The sequence below is a fragment of the Leucobacter sp. 1207-22 genome (assembly GCF_052850455.1).
The window spans coordinates 249,999-265,666 of the sequence record NZ_VXCR01000003.1; the positions used below are offsets into that span (position 1 = coordinate 249,999).

General features: G+C 61.9%; 15 protein-coding genes. 10 read left to right on the top strand and 5 right to left on the bottom strand.

The window, feature by feature from the left end; all coding sequences use genetic code 11:
- Positions 1 to 74 precede the first annotated feature (74 nt).
- The gene (locus FW756_RS06880) at positions 75 to 1,838 is read right to left on the bottom strand and encodes an FAD-binding protein (protein ID WP_446429417.1); all 1,764 of its coding nucleotides are present in this window, start codon (positions 1,836 to 1,838) and stop codon (positions 75 to 77) included.
- 78 nt (positions 1,839 to 1,916) lie between these two features.
- On the opposite strand from FW756_RS06880, the gene FW756_RS06885 reads away from it, so the two are divergent.
- A complete protein-coding gene (locus FW756_RS06885) occupies positions 1,917 to 2,894 on the top strand; it encodes a LysR family transcriptional regulator (protein ID WP_446429418.1) in 978 nt (325 codons plus the stop codon).
- Here the strand turns inward: FW756_RS06885 and FW756_RS06890 are convergent.
- From FW756_RS06890 to aspS, 3 genes are all read right to left on the bottom strand, one after another.
- The gene (locus tag FW756_RS06890; protein ID WP_446429419.1) at positions 2,851 to 3,312 is read right to left on the bottom strand and encodes an SIP domain-containing protein; all 462 of its coding nucleotides are present in this window, start codon (positions 3,310 to 3,312) and stop codon (positions 2,851 to 2,853) included. The two genes, FW756_RS06885 and FW756_RS06890, sit on opposite strands and share 44 nt — an antisense overlap.
- A gap of 105 nt (positions 3,313 to 3,417) precedes the next feature.
- Positions 3,418 to 3,861, bottom strand: coding sequence for a hypothetical protein (locus FW756_RS06895; protein ID WP_446429420.1), 444 nt, complete (start codon positions 3,859 to 3,861; stop codon positions 3,418 to 3,420).
- Positions 3,862 to 4,054: 193 nt separating this feature from the next.
- On the bottom strand, positions 4,055 to 5,398 hold the full coding sequence (gene aspS, locus FW756_RS06900) for an aspartate--tRNA(Asn) ligase (protein ID WP_446429421.1): 1,344 nt from the start codon (positions 5,396 to 5,398) through the stop codon (positions 4,055 to 4,057).
- A 235-nt stretch (positions 5,399 to 5,633) separates the two neighbouring features.
- Here aspS and FW756_RS06905 point away from each other — a divergent pair, with 235 nt between their 5' ends.
- From FW756_RS06905 to resB, 9 genes are all read left to right on the top strand, one after another.
- A complete protein-coding gene (locus FW756_RS06905; RefSeq protein ID WP_446429422.1) occupies positions 5,634 to 6,491 on the top strand; it encodes a transporter substrate-binding domain-containing protein in 858 nt (285 codons plus the stop codon).
- Positions 6,492 to 6,499: 8 nt separating this feature from the next.
- Positions 6,500 to 7,357: an amino acid ABC transporter permease gene (locus FW756_RS06910; protein ID WP_446429423.1), complete on the top strand. Its 858-nt coding sequence runs from the start codon at positions 6,500 to 6,502 to the stop codon at positions 7,355 to 7,357.
- Positions 7,354 to 8,115 (top strand): amino acid ABC transporter ATP-binding protein, encoded by a 762-nt coding sequence (locus FW756_RS06915; RefSeq protein WP_446429424.1) that lies wholly within the window; start codon positions 7,354 to 7,356, stop codon positions 8,113 to 8,115. Before FW756_RS06910 ends, FW756_RS06915 begins: the two co-directional genes overlap by 4 nt.
- 43 nt (positions 8,116 to 8,158) lie before the next feature.
- The gene (locus FW756_RS06920) at positions 8,159 to 9,187 is read left to right on the top strand and encodes an LLM class flavin-dependent oxidoreductase (protein ID WP_446429425.1); all 1,029 of its coding nucleotides are present in this window, start codon (positions 8,159 to 8,161) and stop codon (positions 9,185 to 9,187) included.
- The gene (locus tag FW756_RS06925; protein WP_446429426.1) at positions 9,184 to 9,693 is read left to right on the top strand and encodes a GNAT family N-acetyltransferase; all 510 of its coding nucleotides are present in this window, start codon (positions 9,184 to 9,186) and stop codon (positions 9,691 to 9,693) included. Before FW756_RS06920 ends, FW756_RS06925 begins: the two co-directional genes overlap by 4 nt.
- Positions 9,694 to 9,783: 90 nt before the next feature.
- Positions 9,784 to 10,437 (top strand): histidine phosphatase family protein, encoded by a 654-nt coding sequence (locus FW756_RS06930; RefSeq protein WP_446429427.1) that lies wholly within the window; start codon positions 9,784 to 9,786, stop codon positions 10,435 to 10,437.
- Complete coding sequence (locus FW756_RS06935; protein WP_446429428.1) at positions 10,434 to 11,060, top strand: TlpA family protein disulfide reductase; 627 nt, start codon at positions 10,434 to 10,436, stop codon at positions 11,058 to 11,060. The genes FW756_RS06930 and FW756_RS06935 overlap by 4 nt, the downstream gene beginning before the upstream one ends.
- Before the next feature lie 3 nt (positions 11,061 to 11,063).
- A complete protein-coding gene (locus FW756_RS06940; protein WP_446429429.1) occupies positions 11,064 to 11,834 on the top strand; it encodes a cytochrome c biogenesis CcdA family protein in 771 nt (256 codons plus the stop codon).
- Entirely contained in the window at positions 11,818 to 13,560 is a 1,743-nt protein-coding gene (gene resB / locus FW756_RS06945) for a cytochrome c biogenesis protein ResB (RefSeq protein ID WP_446429430.1), read from the top strand. The genes FW756_RS06940 and resB overlap by 17 nt, the downstream gene beginning before the upstream one ends.
- Before the next feature lie 304 nt (positions 13,561 to 13,864).
- On the opposite strand, the gene FW756_RS06950 is transcribed toward resB, so the two are convergent.
- The gene (locus tag FW756_RS06950; RefSeq protein WP_446429431.1) at positions 13,865 to 15,631 is read right to left on the bottom strand and encodes a phospho-sugar mutase; all 1,767 of its coding nucleotides are present in this window, start codon (positions 15,629 to 15,631) and stop codon (positions 13,865 to 13,867) included.
- Positions 15,632 to 15,668 lie beyond the last annotated feature (37 nt).

A 15,668-nucleotide genomic window follows, 5' to 3' on the forward strand; every position in this document is an offset into this window, starting at 1 on the left:
GGCTGAGACACAAACGTGCGGGTCAGCCAAGCACCTGGCTGACCCGCACGCGTGCGATCTAACGAGCAGTGACGTTACTCGACGAGCTTTCCAGCGACCGAAGTGTCGATCGTTTCGGCCGCGAGATCGCGGAATGACTCTGGTGCCTCAGCAGCAGGCTCGAAGGTGACGCCGTCGGTCGGCGACCAGATGAAGTTGCCGCGAAGCGCGTCGCTCTGCTCAGGGAAGTCTGAGCGGTTGTGGCAACCGCGGGTCTCACGGCGCTCAAGCGCGCATTCAAGCGTTGCGCGAGCTGCGAGCAGCGATCCGTACAGATCATAAGCGTGCGCGAGATCGTCGAAGCCTGCGATATCAGGGTGCACGCCGAGATGGTTCGCACGTTCCTCAAGCTGAGCGAGCTTCGTGAGGCCAGCCTGCAGGCTCTCCTCGCTGCGCACCACACCGGCGTGCTCACTCATGAGGTCACGGAGTTCTCGCTGCAGTACGCGCGGAGTCTCGGTGCCCATGCTGGACAAGAGCTGCTGCATCTCTGCACGCGCTTCAGCGACGACCTCTGGGGAACGGTGCACCGTTGTGAGGTTCTTCGTGTAGTTGGCGGCATCGGCGCCGGTGATGCGGCCGTAGACCAGTAGCTCAATGAGCGAGTTGCCGCCGAGACGGTTGGCGCCGTGCAGACCACTCGATGCTTCACCGATGGCGTACAGTCCGGCGACGCCGGTGTTGTGCGACTCGGCGTCAACCCACACGCCACCCATTGAGTAGTGCGCGGTCGGTGCGATCTCGATGGGTTCCTTGGTGATGTCGAGCATCTGCAAGTCGATGAGGTTGCGGTAGACACGGGGGAGCTTCTCGAAGATCACCTCGCGCGGCAGGTGTGAAACGTCGAGGAAGACTCCGCCGTTGGTGGTGCCGCGGCCTTCAGCGATCTCGGTGTAGCTGGCGAGTGCGACGCGGTCTCGCGTCGAGAGTTCCATACGCTCAGGGTCGTACTTCGACATGTACCGCTCACCGAGCGCGTTGGTGAGAATACCGCCCTCGCCGCGTGCTGCCTCAGACACCAGCGTGCCCGCGGCATCGGTCGGCTCAAGAATGCCAGACGGGTGGAACTGCACGAGTTCAGCGTCGCGGATCTTGCCGCCCGCGAGCGCAGCGAGGCGGAACGAATCACCCGTGTTCTCGTCGCGACGTGAGGAAGTGTTGCGCCAGATACGGTTGTGGCCTCCGGCAGCAAGAATGACCGCGTCAGCGTGGATGATGACGGGTGAGCCGTCAACGATATCGAAGCCGTACGCACCGAAGATGCGGCCCTCATCCGAGAGCAATCGCGTGATGTAGACGGTGTCGATGATGGGGACATCAAGCTCGCGCGCACGGCGCAGCAGTGTGCGCTGGATCTCGAGACCGGTGTAGTCGCCGGCGTAGCAGGTGCGACGGTACTTGTGTGCACCGAAGAAGCGCTGGCTGATCCGCCCGTCCTCCTCGCGCGCAAATGGCATGCCCCAGCGTTCGAGGTCAGCGATGCCCTGCGCTGCGCCGCGGGTGACGGTCTCGATGATCGCCGGATCACCGAGGAAGTACGACTCGCGCAAGGTGTCGGCTGCGTGCTGCTCCCAGCTATCCTCAGGGTCCATTGTGCCGAGGGCCGCATTGATGCCGCCGGCTGCGAGGGTGGTGTGCGCATCGTGCTTGCGGCGCTTGCCGACGGCGAGCACCTGGACACCGCGCTCTGCGAGCTCAATTGAAGCTCGTAGACCTGCGCCACCGGTGCCGATAACGAGCACGGAGGTGGAGAGCTGACGTTCGGTTGGCTGCGCCGATTCGGCGGTCGGAATGTTCATGGAGGCCACGCTAGGCGTCAATTCACGATTACTCCAATGTATTGTCATCATCGGTTCGATGCATTTAGGCTATGAATTATGAATCTTGAGCAGCTCCGTGGGTTCGCAGAAATTGCAGAAACTGGCCATTTCACGCGGGCTGCAGAGCAATTACATCTTGCGCAGCCGTCGCTCAGTCGTCAGATTTCAGCGCTCGAATCTGACCTTGGAGTCGAGCTTTTTCAGCGAACTCGCGGAAATGTGAGTCTCACGGCGGCGGGTGAACGACTCCTGCCGCTCGCTCGACGCATGCTTGCCGATGCCGAATCCGCCAGAAACGAGATGGCTGAACTCGCTGGTTTGCGCAAGGGGCGCATCCGCCTTGGGGCGCCGCCAACCCTGTGCACCACGCTCGTGCCAGAGGTGCTGGCGGAGTTTCATGAGCAGTACCCTGGTGTTGAGATCCGCATTCTTGAGAGCGGATCCCGTAGCCTCATCGCGGCGCTCATGGAGGGCTCGCTTGACCTCGCACTCATCGTGACCGGCGTCTCGTCTGGTGCGGCTCGCGCGGTGCTCGAACGTGAGACGGTTCTGACTGAGCGACTGGTTGTGGTGTCTTCGGCTCAGAGCATCGATCCGTTTGCTGAGGTGCCTGGCGCGGTCGTGAGCTTGTCGGATCTCGCGCGGATACCTCAGGTCGTGTTTCCCGAAAATTATGACCTGCGGGCAACCATGGATGTGGCGTTTCGGGCCGCGGATCTTGAGCCGCTCGCTGCGGTTGAAGGGGCTGAGATGGACGCCGCGCTTCGGTTTGTGGAACGCGGAATTGGCGTGGCAGTCGTGCCTGCCATGGTCGCAGCCCTGCAGCCTGGGCTTCGAGTGGCCCCGCTTGCTGACCCAAACTTGGTGCGCACGGTGAGCCTCGCAAAGCGATCAGATATGGCGCCTACCCGCGCAGCTGCGGCGATGCAGGCGCTCATTCGTGAGGTTTCTGACCGCTTTGTCACGCGAGAAAGCGAGAGTGAGCGGCTGGTTACGCGTGCGGGTGATGCGGTTCGTGTGCCCACAGGGCATTGAGCTCTACCTCAAGTCTGTGCCAGTAGCTCTGCATGATTGAGCTTGACCGTGCACCAGCCCAGAGGAGGAAGTGGGCGCCATTGGTTGGGGTGGCGCGCAGCCACTCGTCGAACCACGCGTCAACCGCGTCGGCAAGCGCTTGCCCCCGGGGGATCCCGATGCCTGGCCGGGGGCTGGGGCGAAGGCTCTCGCGGCAGATCCAGGTCACCGCTATGCCAGGCGGGGTCGGGAATGGTTCGATCTGGATCGGGGCGAACACTTCGATGAAGATCTGGCCGTAGCTTCCCGGCGGCAAGTCGTTGCACCACGCTTGGAGTCCCCCAAGGTCTCCTGCGTCACCGGCCGCGAGGACGTAGTGGACGTGCTCTGGCTCGTGGGCGAGAAACGGGTCAGGAATGGGGAAATCGTTCAGGTTCACTCCACCAGGTTAGGCCAACCTAACCAAGATCGGATGAATTCTCAGGAGACGGTCAGGACTGAGAAGCAGGCCCGCAAGTAGGCGGGCCTGCGAGCTCGCGAGCGATTACTTTGCGAACTCGGGTGCTACGGCTTCGCAGCGCACAGGCTGACCGGGAGCATCGCTCGTCGCGGTCGCAAGCACTTCAGTCTTGTCGAGCATGATTTTGCAGGTCGCACGCACGCCCTCTGGTGGAATTGCAGAGATGCTCAGGTCTTTGCCAACGACACCGAGGGTGTCGAACTTCCAGCCATCTGCTGACACGTCAACTTGGTTTGCCTTGACGACGGACTGCCCTGTCGCGCGGTCGGGGGTATCTCGATACGCAACGTTGCTCACAGTCGCGCCGTCGACGTTGTCGACACTCAGCTCGTAAGTTACGGCCCACGTGTCTGCGGAAGTGGTGACCATTTTGTCAATGAACGCGCATCCTGTCAGGCTCAATGCAACGCCGGTCATTGCTGTGGTCGAAACGATCGCGGTAAGAATTTTTGCGTGCGGAGTGTTCATATTTCCATTGTGTGTGGAATCCTTGCTCGCGACATCGGACTGTGGGCTTGAGGTGGTGCGGGTGGTTGGCACTGAGGTACCAGTCCGTGTAGTCCAAGTGGGCCAGGCAGCAGAAAGCCCCTCCCGGCAGCTGGGGCTGCGGAGAGGGGCTTTCGAAGTGGGATCGCGCTTGCGTGCGATCGGCACGAAGGTCTTACGGCATGAGACGCGTCGGGCCGCGGAAGAGGTAGGTGACCTCGCGGATCGACGACTGCTCAAGCATGAGCATCAGCACGCGGTTCAGGCCCATTCCGAAGCCGCCGTGTGCAGGGACGCCGTAGCGGAAGAAGTCGAGGTAGAACTCGAGCTCCTTCGGGTCCATGCCCTTCTCGATTGCCTGCGCTTCGAGCACCTCAATGCGGTGCTCACGCTGAGCGCCGGTGGAGATCTCGGTACCGCGGTAGATGAGGTCGTAGCTGTTGGTCAGCTCCGGGTTGTCAGCGTGACGCATGTGGTAGAACGGGCGGATCGAGGTTGCGTAATCGGTGAGGAATACGAAATCGTGGCCGTACTTCTCCTTGACGTACGCGGCAATCTGGCGCTCGCCCTCGGGGTCCATGTCGGCGTCTGCGCGAGGTACTTCGTAGCCGCGCTCCTTGACGATTTCCTTCGCCTCGGCGAGGGGAATGCGCGGGAATGGGCGCTCGGGAACAACGAGGTCAACATTGAAGAGCTTCTGCAGTTCTTCGCCGTGCTTCTCCTTGACCGCCGCGAGACCGGCCACGATGAGCTCTTCGTGCAGCTCCATGACGTCTTCGTGCGAGTCGATCCACGAAAGCTCGGTATCGATTGAGGTGAACTCGGTCGCGTGACGTGACGTGAACGAGTGGTCTGCGCGGAACGCGGGGCCGACCTCGAAGATGCCACCGAAGCCTGCTGCCTGTGCCATCTGCTTGAAGAACTGGGGGCTCTGGGCGAGGAACGCCTTGCCCTCGAAGTACTCGACCTCGAAAAGCTCTGCTCGTGACTCAGAGGCCGAAGCCATGAGCTTCGGGGTCTGGATCTCGATGAAACCGCGATCTACCCACACGTTGCGGAGAGCGTGGAGGAAGGTGGTCTGCACGCGGAACACGAGGTTCTGCTCGGGACGGCGCAGGTCGAGGAAGCGCCAATCGAGACGCACATCGATGTTCGAGTCGTCAGCAACCGGGTTGTCGGGAAGCGCCTTGGTGATGACTTCGATCGTCTCGATCTGAATCTCAACGCCGCCGAGCTTGACGCGCTCGTTGTGCTGGAGCTCGCCCTCGACGGTCACGAAGGTGCCGTGGGTGAGCTCGGAGATGGTGGTGGTGCGGGGGACGAGGATGTCCGAGCGCGGGTTCTCGGGATCCGCCTCGCGAAGCACGCCACCATTGACGAGCTGCACAGCGCCCGACTCATCACGGAGGACGACGAACTGTACGTAACGCTGGTCACGTACCTTCTCGACCCAACCGGATACTCGTACGGGGCCGTCTTCTCGGGCAGCCAGGTCCTTAATCAATACACGCTCAGTCACCCGTTAAGTCTACCTGCCTACTCTGTGCGCGGTGTGCGTGTTTCTTGTCGGGATTCTTTGCCGCTTGAGCGTGACTGCGTGGCCTGGTGGTGAAGCCTGTCTGGGTGAGTGTTGGGGTATGAAACTTAAAACATTGCAGAATGTGACGCATTAGTTCGACTAATGTTTCAGGGGTTGCAAAACTACATATCAACTCGGACGGCGAAGTTGCCGTCTCATTTGAAAGGAACCCGTTATGAATCGCATTGCCCGCAGTACCCTCGCCCTCAGCGCCATTGCCGCTGTCGCGATGGGCGCTACCGCGTGCTCATCGGGAACCGAGACGGAAGCCGCGGCAGACGGCGTCACGACACTCACCGTCGCGACCGGAGCAAGCCCGAAGCCCTACACCTTCCTCGACGAGAATGACGAGCTCACCGGCTACGACATCGAGATTCTGCGCGCGGTAGATGAGAAGCTGCCAGAGATCGAGTTCAAGTTTGAGGTCGTTGACTTCCCACAGCTCTTTGCGGGCCTTGATTCTGGTCTCTACAACATCGTGGCGAACAACCTCTCCGCGACCGAAGAGCGTCGAGAGAAGTACGACTTTGCGACCCCCACGATTGAGGCACAGTTTGGCATTGTCACCAAGGATGATTCTCAGAACATCACGCGACTTGATGACCTCGCTGGCAAGCGCACCTATGGTGAGCCCGGTCTGAACTTCACTCGTGTGCTCGAACAGTACAACGAGCAGAACCCGGGTAAGGAGATCAAGATCGAATACACCGAACTTGATACTCAGACCCAGTACAAGAACCTTGCGACCGGTGGCATTGACTTCATCTTCAATGAGCGTGTGGTGTACAACGAACTAGGTGGCCCTGACACGGCGCTCAAGCTCAACTTCACGGAACTCGACGGCGCGTACCTCAGCGACACGTTTGGCACGAACCTCTACTCGGCATTCGCCTTCTCGAAGCGCACAAAGAACGTCGATGACATCGTTGAGCAGGTCAACGGCGCGATCGCTGAACTCGACGCAGACGGGACCCTCGCGAAGCTCAGCGATGAGTTCTTCGGCTACGACGTGACGCCGAAGAACGTGAAGTAACCTCCGCAATGAACCAGATCATCGACTTTGAGGCGATCCTGAAATATGCGATCGCGCTCCTGCCGTACATCCCGATGACGCTTGCATTGAGCGTCATCGCGACGGTGCTCGGCACGGTGCTTGGCCTCGGTATTGCTCTCGTCAAGAAGGCGAAAGTCCCAGTGCTCAGCCAGATCATTGCGGTGCTGGTCTCGTATCTGCGCGGTACTCCGCCGCTCGTGCAGTTGCTCCTCGCGGTGAACGCGGTGCCGATCGCCGTGCTCTATACGAACCAGGTGTTCGGAACTGACTACGACGCTCTCGGGATCTCGCCGTTCTTAGTCGCGACTATTACATTCGCGCTGATTGAGGCGGCGTACAGCTCTGAATCGATCCGAGCCGCCCTGCTAGCGGTGGATCCGCGAGAGATCGAAGCTGGCCGCTCCCTCGGCATGACCCCGTGGCAGGTGCTTCGCCGCATCACCGTGCCAAATGCGTCGGTGATTGCGTTCCCCACGCTCGTGAACAACTTCATTGGCATGCTCAAGGCGTCGTCGCTCGCATTCGTTGTGTCGGTTGTCGAGATTACGGCGTACGCCAAGATTCTCGGCGGCCGTGACTACCGCTTCTTTGAGGCGTACCTCGCCACGGCGATCCTGTACTGGATTCTCACAGTGGCAATCGAGCAGGTCGCGCGCATCATCGAACAACGCATGCAGCTGACCGGCCGGGCGGATCGCGGCAACCGATTCGGCTTCGGCGGGTGGGGCGCACGGCGCAGCGCAGACCCCGTAGGGGTCCCGAGTGCCGCAGCAACTCACCGTCCAGTGGCCGACAACGCCAAAACGCGGGAATCAACCCCGAAACGAGAGGAGGTGTCGGCATGATTTCGCTCGCGAACATCACAGCTGCCTATGGCGACCGCGTCGTCATCGATGGTGTCTCCCTCAACGTTGCACAGGGCGAGGTTGCCGCGCTCGTCGGTCCGTCAGGTGCAGGCAAGTCAACCCTGCTGCGCTGCACGAACCTGCTTGAGAAGCCGCTGCAAGGCACCATCACGGTTGGCGACCTGACCGTTGATGCAGCGTCGGCCTCGCGATCCGAGGTGTTGCGGCTGCGCCGAGCAACGGCGATGGTGTTTCAGCAGTTCAACCTGTTCTCCCGCAAGACCGCGCTTGAAAACGTTGCGGAGGGGCTGCTCACCGTCCGCGGGGTCGATAAGCGGGAGGCCGTGCGGGAGGCCGCCGAACAGCTTGACCGCGTGGGACTCACCGACCACGCACATCAGTACCCAACACAGCTCTCTGGCGGGCAGCAGCAACGAGTCGGAATAGCGCGTGCACTCGCCATGCAGCCAGAAGTGTTGTTGCTTGATGAACCAACGAGTGCGCTCGATCCAGAGCTGGTTGGCGAGGTGCTCGCAACGATCCGCCGCGTGGCCAGCGATGGGCAGACCATGATTCTCGTTTCGCACGAGATGCACTTCGTGCGTCAGGTCGCGAACCGCGTCGTCTTTCTTGAGGGTGGTGCGATCCGCGAAGACCTGCCGCCAGAACAATTCTTCGGTGCCGAAGCCAACGAGCGCACTCGTGCGTTCCTGCACGATTACCACCTCGCACACGGCAACACCGAATACCAGATTTAACTGACTCGCCGTCTCGAACGGCATGACTGAACGAGGAGCCACCATGACTCAGACACCCCGCCCGATCCGCAGCCTTGGATTCATTCACCTAGCGCCCTTCGATCGTGACTCACCTCGCGCCGGTCTCGACGACGCGATCGAGCTCTTCAAGTACGCCGAAGAGCTCGGACTCGACAGCGGCTGGTTGCGCACGCGGCACATGCAGTACGGTCTGCCGTCGCCAGCGGTGCTGTTCGGGGCGTTGTCGCAGGCAACTGAGCGGATCGGCCTCGGCAGTGCCGTCATTCCCGTCGGCTACGAGAACCCGTTCCGTCTCGCAGAAGACCTCGGGACCGCTGATGTGCTCGCGGGTGGCCGCGTGCATGCTGGCTTGAGCGTGCACGGACCGGGCTACGGAGACGACGCAGTGAACGATGCCGTCTATGACGCCGGATGGCGCGAGGAAGACTACGGATACGGACGCATCGAGCGCCTGCGCGGTCTGTTTGCGGGCGATCCTGTGCGCGAGGTGCCGGAGTACAACGGTATTGGGGGAGACTTCGATTCTGAGCGAGTCGAACCGCACTCGGCTGGCCTATCTGACCGCCTCTGGTACGGCGGCGGATCGCTCCGCTCGGCAGAGTGGGCAGGTGAAGCAGGCCTGAACTGGCTCATCAGCAACATCTCGTCGACCGAAAACGGCGTGCGTGACTTCGGTCAGGTGCAGCGGAACCAGATTGAGGCGTTCCGCGCCAAGCACCCAGCTGGCGATGCTGCGCGTGCATCGGTCGCTCGTGTGCTCGTGCCGACAACGGGAGCCACCCCCGAGCAAGTAGAGAAGTACGAGGCATACGCAGCAGGCCGCCTGCCGCGCACAGAGAAGATCCACGGAAAGGCCACCATCATTGCCCCCGATGTTGTCGGCTCCGTTGACGAAATTGTTGAGTTCATTCGTAACGACGTCGCTTTCCAAGCGGCAGATGACTACATCTTCGAGCTGCCGTTTGAGTTCGAACTCGAGGATTGGAAGCACATTCTGCGTGTCCTCGCGACCGAGATCGGACCTGCGATCGGTTGGACCCCCGCCGCGTGACCGAGATACAAGTTCGGCTCGCGACGCCAGCTGACTACGCCGCGATCGACGCGCTCGTCGAAGCCGCATACGCGCATGACTACGGGGCACAAGAGGCCGAGGTTGATCCGGACAGCATGCACTTCGCGCGAAATCGCGCGGCAGAGTTTGATGTGTGGATCGCCTTCCTCCCCGGTGTCACGGAGCCCGTCGGCAGCATCACGACGCGGCATCTCGGTGGGCCGCCGCTTCACGAGGATGTGCTGGACGACGAACTCGATCTGCGCCTCCTCGCGGTCTCATCAGCGGTCCGGCGCAAGGGCATCGGCGCACAACTCATGCGCTTTGTTGAACAGCACACTGCAGAGCAAGGTTGGCGAGCAGTCTTCCTCAAGACCGCTCCGCACATGAGCGGTGCTCATCGCCTCTATGAATCACTCGGTTTCGAGCGTGACAGCGCGCGCGACGGGCTCTGGCTCGGCGGTGAACATCAGTTCCATTTACTGACCTATGTGAAGCCGGTGTAATGATCCGCGCCCCGTACCCACAGCGGTGCGGGGCGCGTTGCCGAGTTCCCACGAAACATCGCGGGAACTCTCAGGCGTGCTGAACATAGAATGAGGGACGTGAGCGACAAACTCCTGCATTTGGTGCGCCATGGCGAGGTTTATAACCCCGACAAGGTGCTGTATGGCCGTATCCCCGGGTTCCGACTGTCTGAGCGAGGCCATGAGATGGCCGAAGCAGCGGCCCTCGAACTCGCGGGCAGTGACCGCAAAATTGCAAAGCTCTTTGCATCGCCGCTTGAGCGCGCACAGCAGTCAGCACGACCCATTTCGAGCGTGTTCAGCCTGGAGATTCAGACCGAGCCACGCATCATCGAGCCAACAAACTTCTTTGAAGGCATGGTGAACAACGGACCGGACGCGGCATTCAAGAAGCCGCGCTACTGGTACAAGTTCTGGAACCCAGTGCGTCCAAGCTGGGGCGAGCCGTACCGCAACGTTGCGGCACGCGTTCGTGAGGCAATGGACGACGCGTGGGAGAACACCCGTGGCGGTGACATCGTCATGGTGTCGCATCAGTCACCCATCTGGATGGCACACCTCGACATCGTCGGGAAGCCGCTGCCGCACAACCCTGCGAAGCGTCGGTGTGACCTTTCAAGCATTACGACGTTCGAAAAGCGCGGCGAGCGCTGGTTCGAAGTGGACTACCGCAATCCCGCGGCTGGTCTCGTTGACGATGCGATTGATGTAGGTGCAGTGTGAAGTCTCGCTTTGGTGTTCGGTCTGTCTTGGTCGGTGCAGCGCTCGTTGGCGCACTTGGGCTCGCAGGCTGCAGTGGCGGCAGTAACCTCTCAGATCAGTGGAACGAAGGCGGAGACAAGGGCTACGTCTCGGGTGACGGTTCAACGACCTCGACGTCGATCGACGAGCGCAGCGAACCCGTCGTATTCGAGGGCACCGTTGAAGACGGCAGCACGTTCTCGAACAAGGACATCGCCGGTGATGTGACCGTTGTGAACTTCTGGTATGCGGGCTGTGCGCCCTGCCGTGCCGAGGCACCAGACCTCGTGGCAGCCCACGCTGAGTTCGCAGACGATGGCGTGCAGTTCATTGGTGTGAACACTCGCGATCAGGTCGCGCAGGCTGAGCAGTTCGCTGAGCAGTTCAATGTTGAGTACCCCTCAATCATGGACAACGCCGGTGGCCGTGAGGTGCAGCGCGCGTTTGCCGGTCAGGTGCCGCTCAACGCTGTGCCAACGACGCTGATTCTCGATCGTGAGGGACGTGTTGCCCACCGTGTGATTGGTCAGCTCGCTGGTGAATCACAGTTGCGCACGCTCATCCAAGAGACGCTCGACGAGTCACCGGCAGAAGCCAAGTCGTAAACCGTGGGACTGCAGGATCTTGTCGCTGACGGGCAGCTGCTCGTCGCATCGTTGATCGCGCTCCTCGCAGGCCTGGTGTCATTCCTATCGCCCTGCGTGCTGCCGTTGATTCCCGGGTACCTCGCGTACGTGTCTGGAGTTGCTGGCAGTGGCGGATCCGCCGCAGCCGCAAACCCCGCCTCCGCAAAGAAGGCCGAGCGACGCCGAATGGTGATCGGCTCGCTGCTCTTCATCGCTGGCTTCACACTGGTGTTCCTGCTCATCAATATCGCAGCTGGTGCGATCGGCTTCTGGCTGTGGGACTATCAAGACACCATCATCCAGGTGATGGGTATTGTCGTCATCGTCATGGGTCTCGTGTTCATGGGCGCGTTCTCCAAGCTGCAGAACAAGAAACAGCTGAAGCTCAAGCCGCGCGTCGGCCTTGCCGGTGCCCCTGTGCTTGGCATCGTGTTTGCGATTGGTTGGGCACCGTGCATGGGGCCAACACTTGGCGTCGTCACGACGCTCGCAGCGCAGTCAGGGTCGGTCGGTCGTGCAACCGTGCTCGCACTGTTCTACTGCGCTGGCCTCGGTGTGCCATTCGTGCTGGCCTCGTTCGGCTTCGGTTGGATGACCCAGACCATGTCCTTCTTTAAGCGCCACATTCGTGTCGTTAACTTGATCGGCGGCGCGCTGCTGATCCTCATCGGTCTCCTCATGGTGACCGGACTCTGGAGCAAGATGATGTTCGCAATGCAGGCGGTGATCGGCGACTTTGGCACGATCCTCTGACCCCATTGAGCCCACAGATGCGGCTGCTACCGAAGCAGTGAAGGCGCCGAAGCGTCGCTTCAGCGGTCGTCCTGATGATTACGAGGATGGCTCGGGCGCCGCTGCCCCCATCAGCCAGCCAGATCTTGGGATCAAGGGCTGGTTCCGCTGGTTCTGGCGCCAGCTCACGAGCATGCGTGTCGCACTCGTGCTGTTGCTGCTGCTCGCGGTCGCTGCAATTCCTGGGTCGCTCGTGCCGCAGCGCGGCGCAGACCCCAACGGCGTGCTGCAGTATGAAGCGGATCATCCCAAGATGTTCAAGGTGCTCGACGCCTTCCCGATTCAGGCGTTTGACGTCTACAGCTCGGTCTGGTTCTCGGCAATCTACCTGCTGCTTTTCGTCTCGCTCATCGGCTGCATTCTGCCGCGTATCGGCGCTCACTGGCGCGCATGGCGCGGAAAGCCGCCAAAGACCCCCGCTCGTCTGAACCGCATGGCCGGCTTCAGCGAGACTGTCGTCACCAATACCGAAGCTGACGACGCTGAGAAGCGCGAGTTTGCTGAGCACGCTGTCGAGCTCGCTCAGGGCATGCTGAAGAAGCAGGGCTATCGCGTCGAACGACAGGGCGGCGAGGCCGTCGGTAAGCGTCCGGCGTGGATCTCGGTGTCGGCTGAGCGTGGCTACCTGCGAGAGACCGGCAACCTCATCTTCCATACCGGTCTGGTCGGCGTGCTTGTGAGCGTCGCAATCGGTGGCGCCTTGACGTTTAACGGTCAGAAGGTGCTCGTCGAGGGTGAGACGCTGGTTAACCAGCTCATTGACTATGACACGGTGAACTCCGGCAACAGCTTCGACTCAGACAGTCTCGAACCGTTCGGGCTTCGCCTTGACGACCTCGAGATTGACTACATCGAGCCCGACGATCCCAACGTGAACGCGATCGGCCAGGTGAAGGAATACCGCGCACAGACGACCCTCATCTCGGCCGACGGTAGCGAGGAGAGCAAAGAGCTGATCCGCGTGAATCACCCGTTGCGCGTGCATGGTTCGCCGATCTACCTCATCGCGAACGGCTATGCGCCGACGATCGTGATTCGTAACTCGGCTGATGAGGTGGTCTATCAGGAGTCGATGCCATTCATCCCGCAGGACACCAACCTCACCTCGCTCGGTGTGGTGAAGGTCATGCACGGTCTCACTGATGCAGACGGCAAGGAGACGCAGCTCGGCCTGCGCGGCTTCTTCTACCCGACGCAGACTGAGAACTCGAGTGGTGCGTTCACCTCGAACTACCCGGACCTGCTGAACCCCGTACTGACGCTCGACGCGTTCGTGGGTGACCTCGGCGTCGACGACGGGATCCCGCAGTCGGTCTACGCGCTTGAAACGACCAAGATGGAGCAGCTCACCGGTCGAGCCATCGACGTGCCTTCGCTGCGTCTGACCCCGGGTGACAAGGTTGATCTGCCCAACGGTCTTGGCACCATTGAGCTGACTGCGACACCGCGCTACGCGTCCTTCGACGTGATGCAGAACCCGGCCCAGATCTGGATTCTCATCTTCGCCGTTGCTGCCCTCGGCGGCCTGATCTGGTCGCTGTTCGTGCCCCGACGCCGCGTCTGGGTGAAGGCGATCATCGGCGACGATGGCATCACACTGCAGTACGCCGGTCTCGCGCGCGGAGATGATCCTTCGCTCGATCGCGCGGTGGCTGAGCTGCGCGAGCAGCATCGCGAGGCGCTGTAGCGACCTGGCACCACGCGCAATAAGCGCCCCAACCTCGGTGAGGTTGGGGCGCTTATTCGTTGTTGGGGTGGCGGCTGCCGGGTTGCCGGGGCGCCGGGTTACCGGATCCGCGCCCGTGACTATGAGTGCGCCCGTGACTATGTCCTTACTCACTGCCAGGCCCGGCACGTCGTATTCCCTACGTCTGCAAATCGGCGGTCGTAAAGACGAAAACAGCCGATTTCATGCAGATAGAGGTCAAAACTCTAGACGGGGGCGGGCGCGGAGCGAAGGTCGGCCCCAGCGCCGAACTCAAGCCGTCGAGCTAGGCAAGCCCATCCAGGTACGCGCGCACGTCGGACTCGAGCTCGGCGAGCGCGGCTTCGGCAGCTGCGCGGCGTGCAGGTCCGCACCCGGGCCCGGAACCCACGTCACTAAACGTGTCGAGGTAGATCTTGAGCTTTGGCTCGGTGCCACTCGGCCGAATCATCACGCGTGAGCCGTCGGCGAGGTCGTAGCGCAGCACATTCGCGGGAAACTCCGCGAGTCCTGGCTCAAGGAGGTCCTGGGCGCGGCTGACCGCGCGGTCGCCGAAGCTGGCGGGCGGCGATGTGCGGATCCGCGCCGACTTCTCAGTAGCCGCAGCCATCGAGCCGAGGCGAAGCGTGATGGGTGCGCTCGCAAAGTGGCCAAAGCGTTCGCTTGCTTCATCGAGCAGGTCCCAGACGGTCTTGCCCTGTGCAGCGCACTCGCGCGCCATGGCGATCGCATCTGCGCTTGCCGAAATGCCGTCCTTGTCGTGGACGTGTTCTGGGTGAGTGAGGTAGCCGAGCGCTTCCTCGAAGCCAAAGAGCAGGCCGGGCACACGAGAGACCCACTTGAACCCTGAGAGGGTTTCGGCGTAGTCGAGTCCGTAGTCTGCTGCGACTGCACCGAGTGCTGGCGATGACACGATGGTGCACGCGAGCGCTCCGCGGGGCGTCTCGCCCAGGCTGGCTGCCCGGCGGCGTTCGCGTGCTGCCGCGCGCCAACCCAGGAGCAGGCCTGTTTCGTTGCCGGTGAGGCGGCGGTACCCGGCGGGGTCGTCGGCGCAGGGGAGTGCGATTGCGAGGCGATCCGCGTCGGGGTCGTGCGCAATCACGATGTCAGCGTCAATCTCGCGTGCCGTGCGGAACGCGAGGTCGAGCGCGCCAGGTTCTTCTGGGTTCGGGAACGCGACGGTGGGGAAGTTGCCGTCTGGTGCATCCTGTTCAGGAGTTGAAACCGGAAGCGGGAGTCCAGCGGCGGCGAACACTCGGCGTGCGATGTCGGCTCCGACGCCGTGCATCGCGGTGTAGGCGATGCGCAGGGTGGAGTGCTGACCGATAATCTCACCGTCATTGTCGACGGGGAGTCCAGCGAGCACGGCGCGCGCGGTGGCCGCCACATAGTCGTCGGTCACGCTCGAATCGGCAGTCGCGTAGGTGCTGGAGCGGGGCAGGCTGGTGACTGGAAGTGCGGCGGCTTCTGCGATCCGCGCCGCAATTTCGCCATCGGTAGGCGGCACGATCTGTGAGCCGCCATCGGCGTCGCCGAGGTACACCTTGTAGCCGTTGTCGCGGGGCGGGTTGTGACTCGCGGTCACCATGACACCGGCCGAGGCGCCGAGGTGGCGAACGGCGAAGGCGAGGAGCGGGGTGGGTCCAGCCTCTGGCATGAGGGTGACGCGGATCCCGGCACCGGCCATGATCTCTGCAGCGTCGCGTGCGAACAACGCCGAGTGCGTGCGGCCGTCGTACCCGATCACGATTGATGGTGGCGTCGTTGTTTCGCCACGGGCAGCGCGGTCGTGCAGGTAGGCGGCGAAGCCAGCTGACGTTTGGGTCACGACGACGCGGTTCATGCGGCGGGGGCCGGGGCCGACCTGGCCGCGTAGCCCGGCGGTGCCAAACTCCAGACGGCCAGTGAACGCATCGGTGAGCTCGGCGATTGCCTCGGTATTGCCTGCCTGTGCAAGGTCGAGCAGTCGTGCTGTCTCGGCCTGAGTTTCTGCCTCAAAATCAGCCTCTGACCAGGCCTGAACCTGGTGAAATAAGTCACGCTGATCGGTCATCCGGCTGCCCCCTGAGATCGACGGATATCTAGACGTT

Excerpts from the sequence above, each read along its gene's own strand:
- FW756_RS06880 (WP_446429417.1), bottom strand. The coding sequence starts at position 1,838 with ATGAACATTCCGACCGCCGAATCGGCGCAGCCAACCGAACGTCAGCTC.
- FW756_RS06885 (WP_446429418.1), top strand. The coding sequence starts at position 1,917 with ATGAATCTTGAGCAGCTCCGTGGGTTCGCAGAAATTGCAGAAACTGGC.
- FW756_RS06895 (WP_446429420.1), bottom strand. The coding sequence starts at position 3,861 with ATGAACACTCCGCACGCAAAAATTCTTACCGCGATCGTTTCGACCACA.
- FW756_RS06905 (WP_446429422.1), top strand. The coding sequence starts at position 5,634 with ATGAATCGCATTGCCCGCAGTACCCTCGCCCTCAGCGCCATTGCCGCT.
- FW756_RS06910 (WP_446429423.1), top strand. The coding sequence starts at position 6,500 with ATGAACCAGATCATCGACTTTGAGGCGATCCTGAAATATGCGATCGCG.
- FW756_RS06915 (WP_446429424.1), top strand. The coding sequence starts at position 7,354 with ATGATTTCGCTCGCGAACATCACAGCTGCCTATGGCGACCGCGTCGTC.
- FW756_RS06920 (WP_446429425.1), top strand. The coding sequence starts at position 8,159 with ATGACTCAGACACCCCGCCCGATCCGCAGCCTTGGATTCATTCACCTA.
- FW756_RS06930 (WP_446429427.1), top strand. The coding sequence starts at position 9,784 with ATGAGGGACGTGAGCGACAAACTCCTGCATTTGGTGCGCCATGGCGAG.
- FW756_RS06950 (WP_446429431.1), bottom strand. The coding sequence starts at position 15,631 with ATGACCGATCAGCGTGACTTATTTCACCAGGTTCAGGCCTGGTCAGAG.